The organism is Aurantimonas sp. NFXS3 (assembly GCF_049132005.1).
In the GTDB taxonomy this organism is placed as follows: Bacteria; Pseudomonadota; Alphaproteobacteria; order Rhizobiales; family Rhizobiaceae; genus Aurantimonas; species Aurantimonas coralicida.
Map to the genome: position 1 here is coordinate 334448 of NZ_JAGDDZ010000002.1, position 12682 is coordinate 347129.

Here is a 12682-nt window from a genome sequence, read left to right on the forward strand (position 1 = left end):
CTTCTAGCGCCTGCGCCTGTCCGCTTGATGACACCGGCAAGCCCTGTGCGCCAGTGGCCCTGGCGATGCATGCGACACGCAACTGTCATGGGCCGGTGCTACCGGACTGGCGCTTCCCCGCAACGGAGGCGCAATCCGGTTTTTCGCCCGCGCCGTCAATGGCCGCGGCTCCCCAGAGGGTGACCCATGAAGATTTCCCGCATGTCCACGACGGCACTGGCGACGGTCCTGTCGCTGTCCACCAGCCTCGCCTTCGCCCAGTCCGGCGAGATGTCGATGGACGATCTCGTGGCGGCCGCCAAGAAGGAAGGCCAGCTCACCACGATCGCGCTGCCGCACGACTGGTGCAATTACGGCGAGATGATCGAGGGCTTCAAGGCCAAATACGGCATCGAGATCAACGAGCTGAACCCGAATGCCGGGTCCGGCGACGAGATCGAGGCGATCAAGGCCAACAAGGGCAACGCCGGCCCGCAGGCGCCCGACGTCATCGATGTCGGCCTGTCATTCGGCCCGTCTGCCAAGGCCGAAGACCTGCTGATGCCCTACAAGGTCGCGACCTGGGACGAGATTCCGGACGACGCCAAGGATGCTGACGGTTACTGGTACGGCGATTATTACGGCGTGCTGGCCTTCGGCATCAACAAGGACGTCATCGACACCGCGCCGCAGAGCTTCGAGGATCTCCTCAAGTCCGACTACGCCAATTCGGTCGCCCTTGCCGGTGATCCGCGCAGCGCCAACAACGCCATCATGTCGCTCTATGCAGCCGGCATCGCCCGGGGCGGCAAGACCGGCATGGAGGCCGCGACAGCCGGTCTCGAGTTCTTCAAGGAACTCAACGAAGCCGGTAATTTCGTGACCGTCGACGCCGAGGCGGCCCCGATCGCCCAGGGCACCACGCCGGTCGCGATGAACTGGGACTACAACCTCCTGTCGATGCGCGACAATCTCAACGGCAACCCGCCGATCGAGGTCGTGGTGCCGTCCGACGGCGTCGTCGCCGGCGTCTATGTGCAGGCGATCAGCGCCTACGCGCCGCATCCGAACGCCGCCAAGCTGTGGATGGAGTATCTGTATTCCGACGAGGGCCAGCTGACCTGGCTGAAGGGCTACTGCCACCCGATCCGCTTCAACGCCATGTCGAAGGCCGGCAAGATCCCGCAGGACCTGCTCGACAAGCTGCCGCCGGCCGAAGCCTACGAGAAGGCCGTGTTCCCGACCCTCGACGATCAGAACGCCGCCAAGGCCGAGATCGCCGCCAAGTGGGACAGCGTCGTCGGCGCGACCGTCCAGTAACAATACAGCGAGTTCGGAAGGGGCGGCCCGTTTGCCGCCCCTTCCGTCCGGATTTGTCAGCAGCGGGGGATCATGGGCGCAGCCATCGACGCAGCCACGGCTGGGGCCGCCCACGGCAGAACGGGCGCGGCGCCGTCGCGCCGGCCTTCGCGTTCCTTCGCCTGGCTGGGCCTCGCGCCCTTCTTCGGCTTCGCCATCCTGTTCCTGATCGGGCCGACGCTCTACCTCGTCGCCGGCGCCTTCCAGGATCGCAGCGGCGCCTTCACCTTCGGCAACATTCTCGGCCTGTTCACGCCCCAGATCATGGCGGCCTACGCCATCTCGATCCAGGTCAGCCTCGCCTCGGCGGCGCTGGGCGCGCTGATCGGCTTCTTCCTCGCCCACGCCATCGTCCACGGCCGGCTGCCGGCCTGGATTCGGCCCACCGTGGTCACCTTCTCGGGCGTCGCCTCGAACTTCGCCGGCATTCCGCTGGCGTTCGCCTTCCTGGCCACCCTCGGCAGGCTCGGACTGGTGACGCTGTTCCTGAAGGAGGCGGCGGGCGTCAACATCTACGCTCTCGGCTTCAACCTCCTGTCCTTCTGGGGGCTGACGATCACCTATCTCTACTTCCAGATTCCGCTGATGGTGCTCATCGTCACGCCGGCCCTCGACGGGCTGAAGGGCGAATGGCGCGAGGCTGCGTCGATCCTCGGGGCAACCCGCTGGCAATACTGGCGCATGGTGGCGCTGCCGGTGCTGGCCCCGTCGATCCTCGGCTGCTTCCTCCTGCTCTTCGCCAATTCCTTCGGCGCCATCGCCACCGCCTATGCGCTGACCGGATCGTCGCTGAACATCGTGCCGATCCTGCTCTATGCGCAGATCCGCGGCGACGTTCTCTACAATCCCAATCTCGGCTACGCGCTGGCCTTCGGCATGATCGTCATCACCGGCTGCTCCAACCTTCTCTATCTGTGGCTGCGCTCGCGCGCCGAACGGTGGCAGCGATGACGGCCTCGCGCATCGGACCGGCCGTGATCGTCCTCCTCGGCGCCCTCTATTTCGTCCTGCCGCTGGTCGCGACCTTCGAGTTCTCGCTGTCGATGCTGCGCGGCATCTGGAGCTTCGAGGCGTACCGGGTGGTCTTCGCCGACCCGCAGTTCCGCACGACCTTCAGCTTCTCCGTCATCGCGGCCCTGGCCACCATCGTGCTCGGCGCGCTGCTCGTCGTGCCGACGGCCTACTGGGTTCGCCTGCGCTTCGCGAAGCTGCGGCCGCTGGTGGAGTTCATCACCCTGCTGCCGCTGGTGATCCCGCCCATCGTCCTCGTCTTCGGCTATATCCGGCTCTACAATTCCTCGTCCTGGCTGCCCTTCACCAACAGTGCGAGCGGAACCAACCTCCTCCTGGTCTTCGGCTACGTGGTCCTGTCGCTGCCCTACATGTTCCGGGCCGTGGACACCGGCATGGCGGCGATCGACATCCGCACCCTGACCGAGGCAGCCGAAAGCCTCGGGGCGAAGCGCGCGACGATCCTGTTCCGGGTGATCCTGCCCAATGTGCGGGCCGCGGTCCTGTCCGGCGCCTTCCTGACCTTCGCCATCGTCATCGGGGAGTTCGTGCTGGCGAGCCTTCTCAACCGCCCGGCCTTCGGCCCCTATCTCGCCCTGATCGGCGCCAACCGGGCCTACGAGCCGGCGGCGCTGGCGATGATCGCCTTTGCCATCACCTGGGCCTGCATGGGTCTCCTGCAGCTCTTCGCCAACCGCGCGCCGGGTCGGCGGCGATCCGGGCGTCCCCTGTTCAAGCTTGCAAGGCGTGCCGCGCGATGAGCTTTCTGGAAATTCACGACGTGTCCAAGAGCTTCGGGCCGAGCACCGTCGTGCGCGACTTCTCCCTCGAGGTGGCGAAGGGCGAGTTCGTCTCCTTCCTCGGCCCGTCCGGCTGCGGCAAGACGACGATGCTGCGCATGATCGCCGGCTTCGAGACGCCCTCGGCGGGGCGCATCGTCATCGACGGCGAGGACGTCACCGCGTTGGCGCCCAACCGGCGACGGATCGGCATGGTGTTCCAGGCCTACGCGCTGTTTCCCAACCTGTCGGTGGCCGACAATGTCGCCTTCGGGCTGAAGGTCGCCGGTCGGTCGAAGCCGCAGATCTCGGCCCGCGTCGAGGAAATGCTCACGCTGATCGGCCTGCCGCATCTTGGCGACCGCTACCCCTATCAGCTCTCTGGCGGCCAGCAGCAGCGTGTGGCGCTGGCCCGCGCGCTCGCGCCAAGCCCACGGGTGCTGCTGCTCGACGAGCCCCTGTCTGCCCTCGACGCCAAGATCCGCCTGTCGCTGCGCGAGGAGATCCGGGCACTGCAACGCGAACTCGGCATCACCACGATCTTCGTCACCCACGACCAGGAGGAGGCGCTGTCCATGTCGGACCGGATCGTGGTGATGAGCGAAGGCCGGATCGAACAGTGCGACGCGCCTTTCGCCATCTACAACCGGCCGCAAAGCCGCTTCGTCGCGGGGTTCGTCGGCACGCTGAGCCGGGTCGAGGGGATCGTCGCGGCGGACGGATCGGTCATGGTCGAGGGCTGCCCGATCATCCTCGCCGAACCGCCTCCCGGCGCTGCGGGTACGCCGGTGACCCTGGCGCTCCGCCCGGAGGCGATGCGGCTGGAGGCGTCGCCGGACCGGATCAACCGGCTCGTCGGCGTGGTCGAGGACGCGCATTTCCTCGGCTCGGTGGTGCGGCTGAAGCTGAATGTCGCCGGCGGCACGGTGCTGGCCGACACCTTCAACCGCCCGACGACGCCGCCGCCGGCGCGCGGCGCGCGGGTCGATCTGCATTTCTCACCGGCCGACGTCTTCGCGCTCCAGCCGGACGACGCGACGTCGGCAAGGGCAGTCGAGTCCGCCTGAGGCGGGGCGGGCGCTCAGATCAGCGGAAGACCACCGTGCGGTGGTCGTTGATCATCACCCGGCGTTCCAGATGCATCTTCACTGCCCGGGCCAGCACCCGGCTTTCCACGTCCCGGCCGACGGCGACGAAATCGTCGGGCGACATGGCATGGCTGACCCGCTCGGTCTCCTGCTCGATGATCGGGCCCTCGTCGAGGTCGGCGGTGACGTAATGCGCAGTGGCGCCGATCAGCTTGACGCCCCGCTCATGGGCCTGGTGGTAGGGCTTGGCGCCCTTGAAGCTGGGCAGGAAGGAGTGATGGATGTTGATCACCTTCCCCGACAGGCGGCGCGAGAGATTGTCCGAAAGAACCTGCATGTAGCGGGCGAGGACGACCAGGTCGGCATCGCTGTCGCGCACCAGCTTCAGGACCCGTTCCTCCTGTTCGGCCTTGGTCTCGCGGGTCACCGGCCAATGGTGGAACGGCACGCCCTCGTGGTCGGCCGTGCGGCGCGAATCCTCGTGGTTGGAGACGATGGCGACCACTTCGGCTCGCAGCCAGCCGACCCGGATCTGGTAGAGCAGGTGCAGCAGCGCGTGGTCGAATTTCGATACCATCAGGATGATCTTCGGCACCCGCGCCTCGTCGGTGATGGCGAGCTTCATGTCGAACCGCGCGGCCACCGGTGCGAGCTGGCGCTCGAGGGCGTCGCGGCTGGCACTCGCCGGCGCCGTGAAGGCGATCCGCAGGAAGAACCGGCCCGTCTGGCGATCCCAGAACTGGGCGCTTTCCGCGATGTTGGCGCCGGCATCGGCCAGTTCGGTCGTCACCGCGGCGACGATGCCCGGCTGGTCGCTGCAGGACAGGGTGAGGATGAAGGCGTGTTCGGTCATGGCGGGTCCGGGATGGATGGGCGGCGGGGAGACGTTCGGGCGGGGCACGGCGGGAATGACGGGCGAGGCGACCGGGCGCCGCCGTCGGTCTGCGTCCTGTCGGCCCTTCTAGACCGCCGCAACATGGGAACGCCACCGTCGCCTTCCACCCCCGGCGCGGCGCCGCGACACGGAGGCGTGTCTTCTGCCACCCCGGGAAGGTGTGGTCGCGAAAGCACAACCAGCGTTAAGCGATCATGAAGGCGGGACTGTTATTTGACAGGGCCGTGCCGGGACGACTTAGCTTTCGGCCATCCGATCCAGACGAGATGATCTTGACCCAGCGCCTGTCGTTCCGGCTTCGCCCGCTCGCATCCCTCAAGGCCGCGCTTGCCGCGCTCCTGGCGCTGACGCTCGTCGCCTGCCAGTCGACCGAGCTGACGACCGCCGGGCTCTTGCCCTATGCCCGGGTCGGCGCGGCCACGGCGTCGCCTGGCGTTGCGGAAGTGCGCGGGGAATCGACGCTGGTGCTCGACTTTGCCAGCGGGCGCACGCTCTACGAGGATGCGGCCGACGGCCTGCGTTATCCCGCCTCGCTCACCAAGATGATGACGCTGTATCTCCTGTTCGAGACGATCGAGGCCGGCCGGCTGTCGATGAGCAGCGAGTTGCGGGTCAGCGAGAACGCCGCGTCGCAGCCGCCCTCCAAGCTGGGCCTCAAGGCCGGCGAGACGATCCGGGTCGCCGACGCCGCCCAGGCGATCGCGGTGAAATCGGCCAATGACGTCGCCACGGTGATCGCGGAGAATCTCGGTGGCAGCGAGGCCAATTTCGCCAATGCCATGACCGCCAAGGCCCGCGCGCTCGGCATGAGCCGGACGCGCTTCGTCAATGCCTCCGGCCTGCCGGACGAGGGGCAGATCTCGACGGCCCGCGACATGGCGACCCTCGGCCGGGCCCTGCTGAACCGCTTTCCGGCCTATGCCTCGCTCTTCACCCGGACCGGCTTCGACTATAATGGCCGCCGCTACAACGCCACCAACAAGCTGCTCGGCAGCGTCGAGGGCGTCGATGGCCTGAAGACCGGCTATATCCGCGATGCCGGTTTCCACCTGGCCGCCACCGCCACCCGCCGCGGCCGGCGGATCATCGTCGTCGTAATGGGCGGCCGCACCGGGCGTGAGCGCAATGCCAAGGTCGAGGCGCTGATCGACCAGTATCTCGGCCCTGCATCCGGCACCATGGCCGGGCTGCCGGGTCTCTCCCTGACCCGCTAGCGGCGTCCGGCACTGTTGCGAACGGCGTCGACGGGCTTTTGGCCGGCGGATGCGGCGAGGGCGTTGTAGCCGTCGACGAAGCGGCGGTCGTTCCAGTTCTTCCAGCGCCAGACCCAGCGTCCTTCCAGCGACAGGCCCCATTTGTCGGCGACCGCCCGGCCGTCGGCAGTGGAGAGCAGCGTCAGCCAGTGTTTCTGGGGCCGGTAGGGTTGCAGCGCTTCGCCGTCGATCGCGCGGCGCAAATTCTCTGCCAGTACCGGGCCTTGCCTGACTGCGAAGACGCCGGCCTTGGGCCGCGGATCGGGCAGCGCGGCGATGTCGCCGGCCGCGAAGATCTCGGGATGCGAGAGCGATCGCAAGCAGGCATCCACCCGCACGAAGCCCTGTTCGTCCAAGGCAAGGCCCGTCTCCCGAAGCCAGGGCGCGGCGGCGCTGTTGGTGGCCCAGAGCAGCATGTCTGCCCCGACCGTACGGCCGTCGGCCGCCCGCACCGTGCCGTTCTCGAAGTCCGTGACGTCGAAGCCGGTCCGCAGGTCGATCCCCCGGCGCGCGAGCGTGGCGGCGATGCGGCGCTGGGTGCGCCGGCTGCGTTCGGGAAGAATTGTGTCGGCGCGACCGAGCAATCGGATCGCGACCTTCGCCGCGTTGCGTTCCCCGTTCTGCAGGCCGGCGCCCGACAGGCGCCGATGCAGCGCCAGGGCCAGTTCGACCCCGGCCGGTCCGGTGCCGATCACGGCGATGCGGACGGGGTCCGGGCTTGCGGCCAGCTCCGCCGACAGATTTTCCAGCCGTTCGACGAACCCGCCGATCGGCTTGACCGGAATGCCCGGCATTCCGGTGGGCCGGCTGGGCGCGGAACCGATGTCGATCGACAGGAGATCGTAGGCGAGCGGCGGCCGGCCGGCGATGCTCAGCGTCCGGGCGGCGGTGTCGAGGCCCGTCGCGTCGCCGGTCACCAGCGTCGCGCCGGCAAAGCGGGCGAGCCCGCCGGCGTCGATATGCAGGTCGGCATGGGTGTATTGCCCGGACACGAAGCCCGGCAGCATGCCGGAATAGGGCGTGGCGACGTCTCGCGTCACCAGCATCAGGTCGACATCGGGATGCGGCCGCTCGCCGAAGGCCTTCAGGACCGCGACATGGGAATGGCCGGCGCCCAGAAGCACCAGATGCTTGCGTCGGCCGCTGTGGGTCTCGGGCAGGGGCTTGGCTCCGTTCGCAAGGGCGGCAGCGCCGCCCGGTCCTGATCTGTCGCCAAGCATCCCCTTGGCCGCAGGGCAATCCCGCGACGATCACGAACACGCCAGCGCGCGGCCAATCCTGTGGTCCGGCGGCGCGCGATCGGGCGGGGCGGTAGACTGCCGGGGGCTCGCACGACTATGTCAGCATGACCGATGATGATGTCACGCGCCGCCGTGCGGGAATCGACCAAAAGGGGAAGACGACGATGGGTAACGAGGACAACACCGCCGCAGGCGCAACAGGCGGGTCGATGCGCGTCGCCGTGGTCGGCCTGGGATCGATGGGCATGGGCGCGGCGACCTCCTGCGTCGCGGCGGGCCTGACCACCTACGGCATCGACCCGCGCGACACCGCCTGCGAGGCCTTCGTCAAGGCTGGCGGAGCCGGTGCGGCCAGCGACGGGCGCGACTTCGCGGGCGACCTCGATGCCGTTATCCTGCTCACCGTCAACGCCGCCCAGTGCCGTGATGCGCTGTTCGGCGAGAAGGGCCTTGCCGCGCATCTGAAGGCGGGAACGCCGGTCATGGTCTCCGCCACGATCTCGGTCGCCGACGCCAAGGCCATCGCCGCCGAACTGGAGGCCGCCGGCCTGACCATGCTCGACGCGCCGGTCTCGGGCGGCGCCGCCAAGGCGGCGTCGGGCGAAATGACGGTCATGGCCGCCGGTCCGGCTGCCGTCTTCGACCAGCTCCAGCCGGTGCTCGATGCGGTGGCCGGCAAGGTTTACCGGATCTCCGAGAAGATCGGCGACGGCGCCACGGTGAAGATCATCCACCAGCTTCTGGCCGGCGTGCACATCGCCGCCGGCGCCGAGGCGATGGCCCTGGCCGCCAAGGCGAACATCCCGCTCGAGACGATGTACGACGTCGTCACCAACGCCGCCGGCAATTCCTGGATGTTCGAGAACCGGATGCGCCACGTGGTCGATGGCGACTACACGCCGACCTCGATGGTCGACATCTTCGTCAAGGATCTCGGCCTCGTCACCGAGACCGGCCTGGCGATGAAGTTCCCGCTGCCGCTGGCCACCACCGCCTATTCGATGTTCGCCACGGCTAGCAACGCCGGTTACGGCCAGTGGGACGACAGCGCGGTCATCAAGGTGTTCCCGGGCATCGACCTGCCGGATTCCGGCAAGCACTGACCGACGGGCAGGGCGGCACTCGGCGTGCCGCCCGTTCCCTGGCGCGGGGTCAGATCGGGAAGGTCAGGGAGATGGCGAGCCCGTCGCTGCCATCTACGTCGATCGTGCCGTTGAGCTTGCGCACGCAGCCCTCGACGATCCGCCAGCCGAGCGACTTGGAATTGCGCAGCACCGTCTCGGCATCGGCCAGACCCTCGCCGTCGTCGGCGATGCGCAGATGCAGCGTGCCGTCCGACTGATGCGCCTCGATGGTGACGCGCCCCTTGGTCTGGCCCGCCTGCATGGCGTGCTTGGTGACGTTGGTGACAAGCTCGTTGACGATGAGGGCGAGCTCGGTGGCCGTGTCGAAGGCGACCGGCACGGCATCGACCTTGCAGGTGATGGTGAGCTGGTGATCGCCCATCGCCGACGCCAGCCGGTCGGTCAGGCTTTCCAGATGCTGCTGCAGATCGACCTGGGTGACGTCTTCGGCCCGGTGCAGGAAATTGTGGGCGTTGGCGAAGGCCTGGATGCGGTTGGTCAGCACCGACAGCGCGTCCTGCGTCTCCTCGGTGGTGGCCTGTCGCGCCTGCATGATCGCCAGTGACTGGATGATGGCGAGGTTGTTCTTGGTGCGGTGATGCAGTTCGCGCAGCAGGAACTGCTGCTCGGCGAGCGAATCGCGCAGCGCACGGTTCTGCTCGGCCAGTTCCTCCATCGGCGAACCGTGGCTCGCCTCCACCAGCGCCGAGGCGGTGGCCACCGCCAGTTCCTCGGGCCGCTTGGTCGTTGCCAGCTGCAGGCCCAGCGTGATGACGGTGCCGCCCGACCCTGTCTTTAGGTCGAAATCGTCGACGAGCTTCTGCGAGCCGCTGAGGCCGAGGCCGAGGCCCGTATGGGACTGGTGGCGGCCGCGCAGCATGGTCTCGACCGCGGCGATGCCGCCGCCCTTGTCCTGCACCCGCGCCATCAGCCGCGTGATCTTGGCGCTGCGGTCGAAGGCGAATTCCGTCACGCCGCCCTTGGCATATTGCAGGGCGTTGCGGGAAATCTCGGACACGGCCGTGGCGAAGCGGATCTGGTCGCGGGCCGGCGCCCCGGCGACCTTGGCGATCAGCCGGGCGGTGCGGCGGGTATGCGAGACATCCGCATCCTGCTCGAGATTGATCGAGGTGACGACGGCTTTCATTGGCGGGCCCGCGCGATGACGACACCGCTGTCGTCGCTCCCGCGCCGGCGCCGCTTGTAGAGCGTTGCCGCGATGGTCAGGACGTCGCGGAAGAACAGGGCGGACGGTTCGGGGAAGCGCTCGCCGCCCTTCAGGCCGTCGGTGGTGAGGAGCAGCATGGCGCCCTTTCCCCATGCATGTTCGGTGACCCGGGGCCGGCGGGTCGAGGCGCCGACGATCCCGGGCGAGGAGGGGATACCGTGGCGGCTGCCATCGGCCGAGATGATCTCGCCCTTGACGTTGCCGAGGCCGAGGGCCCGCAGCCTGTCGCCGCCATGGGGCAGTTCGACGATCAGCGACGCCGCCCCGCGGCTGCCGGCCATGGCGTCGGCGACGAAGATCTCGGTGTCTTCCAGCGACTTGCCCTTGGCGGCGAGGAACGCGGCCAGGCCGGTCTCGGCGTCCTTGGCGGCGGTCGGCCCATGGCCGAGCACGTCCATCAGCATGATCATCGTGGCGCCGCCATCCTTGCGGATGCCGTAGATGTCGCCGCCGGCATCGAAGCCGGGCTTGGGCACGATCAGCCCGGCAGTTTCCATCGGCCCCCTGGCCGGGCGGCCGGTCTTGCCGATGCTGACCGTCAGGGTGGTGCCGCGGCTGTCGCTGTAGATGTCGAGGCCGTCCGACATGCGGGCGATGGCGCCCAGCCCGCTGCCGAGGCTGCGCTCGCCTTCCTCGGCCGTGGTGAAGCCGTCGGCCATGGCCGCCTCGACATTCGGCAGGCCCGGGCCGTCGTCGAGGGCGATGACATCCATGCCGGCCGTGGTCTTGCCCTGGTGCGGGCACAGGAGGATCTCGCCGCCGGTGGCATGGCGCAGGAGATTGGTGCCCGCTTCGGTGACCACCAGCGCCAGCCGGTCGCGATCGTCCTCGGCCAGGCCGATCGTCTCGGCTTCCTGCAGGGCTCGTCTGCGCGCGGCGCCGATCTGACTGGTTTCCAGGATCGGCAGTGAGATCATCGACACGCGCACTCCAATATGACGGTCGTGCCCGTATCGGGCGACGACGTGATCTTGAACCGGTCGACCAGGCGCCGCGCTCCGCTGAGGCCCAGGCCGAGGCCCTTGCCGGTGCTGAAGCCGTCTTTCAAAGCTTGATTGACGTCGGCGATGCCGGGCCCCCTGTCCGTGCACTCCGCAACGACGCGGCGCTGCGAGCCGTTCCCCACGATCTCGAAAGAGATTCTGCCGCCATGGCCGTAGACGATCGCATTGCGCGCGATCTCCGACACCGCGGTCACGAATTTCGTCCTCTTGATCGCGCTCGCGCCGATCGACGTCATCGCCTGCATCGCGGCCTGGCGCGCGTAGGCGACGTCGCTCGGGCGCGACAGCGTGACGGTCAGATCGCTCTCAGCCAAGAAACGGCGCCTAGTTCCGCTCGCCCAGGATCAGGTTGATCGCCCGATCGGCGTTCAGCGCCGTCTCGACGCCCTCGAGCGTCATGCCGAGCTCGACCAGCGTCATGGCGACCGCCGGGCGCATGCCGACGACGACGGTGCGGGCGTTCATCATCCGCGCCATCTGCGCCATGGCGCCCAGCATCCGGCCGGCAAAGGTGTCGACGATCTCCAGGCTGCCGATGTCGATGATCACGCCGACGGCGTTCTTGCGGGACACCTCCTCGACCAGCTGGTCCTGCAGGGCCAGGATGTCGTGATCGTCCAGGTCATCGCGGATCGCCACGATGACGCAGCCGGTGATCGTGACGATCGGGGTGGTTCCAACCGAGGCTTCCACCCGTCACTGCTCCTTGGGGGAGACGCCGATCCGCTCGAAGGCGTAGGCGAGTCCGCTCTGCAGATCGACCCGGGTGGTGATGTTCGGCAGTTCGACGCCGAGATTGACGACCGTCTGGGCGATCTTCGGGCGGATGCCGCAGATCACGCAATGGGCGCCCATCAGGCGGACGGCCGCGGCGGTCTTCAGCAGATGCTGGGCGACCAGCGTGTCGACGGTGGACACGCCCGTGATGTCGATGATCGCGACCTCGGCTTCCCACTGGACGATGGCGTCGAGGAGGTTTTCCATCACCGTCTGGGCGCGGAAGGAATCCAGCGTACCGATCAGTGGCACCGTGACGATGCGGTCCCAGATCTTGACCACCGGCGCCGAAACCTCGGTCATTTCCTCCCGCTGGCGCTCGATGACGGCTTCGCGCTTCGACACCAGCGACTCGATCGCCTGCAGCACGATCTGGTCGACCATGCGGGTGGTGTTCCACAGCTCCGCGCTCATCTGCTTCGGCTTCTCGGCCAGATCGGCGGCCAGATGGTCGAACAGCGGCTGCTTCAGGGAGGCAATGAACCAGCCCATCTCCGAGGGCGTCACGCCGCGCTGGGTGCGGCTCTCGGTGATCTCCTCGATCGCGTCGCGCACCGGGTCCCAGCCCGGATTGGCGAAGTCGAAGCTGGCGTCGGTGGCCGCCGTCTGGCTGGACCGGGCCAGCGCGGTCAGGAGGTCCCGGCTCTGACGCTCGGTCTCTTTCGCCGAGACCAGATCGGTCCGCTTGACGCCTTCCTTGGCCTGGGCCTTCATCCAGGCCGAGAGGATCTTCTCGAATTCGTCCTGCAGAAGAGACGCCGTCGTCGTCGTTTCGCTCGCCATTTCGTGCCTTGCCTGTCCTGATATGTCCCTGACCGTCTATGGCCCGTCGCGACGCCGCATGCAACGCGGCAGCCGGAAATGCAGCCGCAACAACCCTTTGGGCCGTCGGCGGACAGGTGGCAGGCAGGAGTTTTCGAGCTGTCGGGCAGGGATGCGACGGC

General features: G+C 68.0%; 13 protein-coding genes. 6 read left to right on the top strand and 7 right to left on the bottom strand.

Annotation, left to right across the window (positions count from 1 at the left end; translation table 11 throughout):
- The first annotated feature begins 186 nt into the window (after positions 1-186).
- From J3367_RS06745 to J3367_RS06760, 4 genes are all read left to right on the top strand, one after another.
- Entirely contained in the window at positions 187-1299 is a 1113-nt protein-coding gene (locus tag J3367_RS06745) for an ABC transporter substrate-binding protein (RefSeq protein ID WP_024350700.1), read from the top strand.
- A 72-nt stretch (positions 1300-1371) separates the two neighbouring features.
- Positions 1372-2289, top strand: coding sequence for an ABC transporter permease (locus J3367_RS06750; protein ID WP_024350699.1), 918 nt, complete (start codon positions 1372-1374; stop codon positions 2287-2289).
- Positions 2286-3110, top strand: coding sequence for an ABC transporter permease (locus tag J3367_RS06755; protein ID WP_024350698.1), 825 nt, complete (start codon positions 2286-2288; stop codon positions 3108-3110). The genes J3367_RS06750 and J3367_RS06755 overlap by 4 nt, the downstream gene beginning before the upstream one ends.
- Positions 3107-4195, top strand: coding sequence for an ABC transporter ATP-binding protein (locus tag J3367_RS06760; protein ID WP_024350697.1), 1089 nt, complete (start codon positions 3107-3109; stop codon positions 4193-4195). Before J3367_RS06755 ends, J3367_RS06760 begins: the two co-directional genes overlap by 4 nt.
- A 19-nt stretch (positions 4196-4214) precedes the next feature.
- Here J3367_RS06760 and purU read toward each other — a convergent pair whose 3' ends face one another.
- Positions 4215-5069, bottom strand: a complete 855-nt coding sequence (gene purU / locus J3367_RS06765; RefSeq protein ID WP_024350696.1) for a formyltetrahydrofolate deformylase — start codon at positions 5067-5069, stop codon at positions 4215-4217.
- A gap of 308 nt (positions 5070-5377) precedes the next feature.
- On the opposite strand from purU, the gene J3367_RS06770 reads away from it, so the two are divergent.
- Entirely contained in the window at positions 5378-6325 is a 948-nt protein-coding gene (locus J3367_RS06770; protein ID WP_035694612.1) for a D-alanyl-D-alanine carboxypeptidase family protein, read from the top strand.
- Here the strand turns inward: J3367_RS06770 and J3367_RS06775 are convergent.
- On the bottom strand, positions 6322-7584 hold the full coding sequence (locus J3367_RS06775; RefSeq protein ID WP_024349348.1) for an FAD-dependent oxidoreductase: 1263 nt from the start codon (positions 7582-7584) through the stop codon (positions 6322-6324). The two genes, J3367_RS06770 and J3367_RS06775, sit on opposite strands and share 4 nt — an antisense overlap.
- A gap of 230 nt (positions 7585-7814) precedes the next feature.
- Here J3367_RS06775 and ltnD point away from each other — a divergent pair, with 230 nt between their 5' ends.
- Complete coding sequence (gene ltnD / locus J3367_RS06780; RefSeq protein ID WP_024349349.1) at positions 7815-8708, top strand: L-threonate dehydrogenase; 894 nt, start codon at positions 7815-7817, stop codon at positions 8706-8708.
- Between the two features lie 49 nt (positions 8709-8757).
- Here ltnD and J3367_RS06785 read toward each other — a convergent pair whose 3' ends face one another.
- Genes J3367_RS06785 through J3367_RS06805 form a run of 5 tightly spaced genes read right to left on the bottom strand, consistent with a single transcriptional unit; the run spans position 8758 to position 12521 of the window.
- Positions 8758-9876, bottom strand: a complete 1119-nt coding sequence (locus J3367_RS06785; protein ID WP_024349350.1) for an ATP-binding protein — start codon at positions 9874-9876, stop codon at positions 8758-8760.
- The gene (locus J3367_RS06790) at positions 9873-10874 is read right to left on the bottom strand and encodes an ATP-binding protein (protein WP_244495368.1); all 1002 of its coding nucleotides are present in this window, start codon (positions 10872-10874) and stop codon (positions 9873-9875) included. Before J3367_RS06790 ends, J3367_RS06785 begins: the two co-directional genes overlap by 4 nt.
- On the bottom strand, positions 10871-11275 hold the full coding sequence (locus J3367_RS06795; protein ID WP_024349352.1) for an ATP-binding protein: 405 nt from the start codon (positions 11273-11275) through the stop codon (positions 10871-10873). Before J3367_RS06795 ends, J3367_RS06790 begins: the two co-directional genes overlap by 4 nt.
- Before the next feature lie 10 nt (positions 11276-11285).
- A complete protein-coding gene (locus J3367_RS06800) occupies positions 11286-11654 on the bottom strand; it encodes an STAS domain-containing protein (RefSeq protein ID WP_029702749.1) in 369 nt (122 codons plus the stop codon).
- A gap of 3 nt (positions 11655-11657) precedes the next feature.
- Positions 11658-12521, bottom strand: coding sequence for an STAS domain-containing protein (locus J3367_RS06805; RefSeq protein ID WP_029702750.1), 864 nt, complete (start codon positions 12519-12521; stop codon positions 11658-11660).
- Between the last annotated feature and the right edge of the window lie 161 nt (positions 12522-12682).

Coding starts and splice junctions, on each gene's coding strand:
- J3367_RS06745 (WP_024350700.1), top strand. CDS start 187: ATGAAGATTTCCCGCATGTCCACGACGGCACTGGCGACGGTCCTGTCG.
- J3367_RS06785 (WP_024349350.1), bottom strand. CDS start 9,876: ATGAAAGCCGTCGTCACCTCGATCAATCTCGAGCAGGATGCGGATGTC.
- J3367_RS06775 (WP_024349348.1), bottom strand. CDS start 7,584: ATGCTTGGCGACAGATCAGGACCGGGCGGCGCTGCCGCCCTTGCGAAC.
- J3367_RS06805 (WP_029702750.1), bottom strand. CDS start 12,521: ATGGCGAGCGAAACGACGACGACGGCGTCTCTTCTGCAGGACGAATTC.
- purU (WP_024350696.1), bottom strand. CDS start 5,069: ATGACCGAACACGCCTTCATCCTCACCCTGTCCTGCAGCGACCAGCCG.
- J3367_RS06790 (WP_244495368.1), bottom strand. CDS start 10,874: ATGATCTCACTGCCGATCCTGGAAACCAGTCAGATCGGCGCCGCGCGC.
- J3367_RS06750 (WP_024350699.1), top strand. CDS start 1,372: ATGGGCGCAGCCATCGACGCAGCCACGGCTGGGGCCGCCCACGGCAGA.
- J3367_RS06755 (WP_024350698.1), top strand. CDS start 2,286: ATGACGGCCTCGCGCATCGGACCGGCCGTGATCGTCCTCCTCGGCGCC.
- J3367_RS06770 (WP_035694612.1), top strand. CDS start 5,378: ATGATCTTGACCCAGCGCCTGTCGTTCCGGCTTCGCCCGCTCGCATCC.
- ltnD (WP_024349349.1), top strand. CDS start 7,815: ATGCGCGTCGCCGTGGTCGGCCTGGGATCGATGGGCATGGGCGCGGCG.
- J3367_RS06760 (WP_024350697.1), top strand. CDS start 3,107: ATGAGCTTTCTGGAAATTCACGACGTGTCCAAGAGCTTCGGGCCGAGC.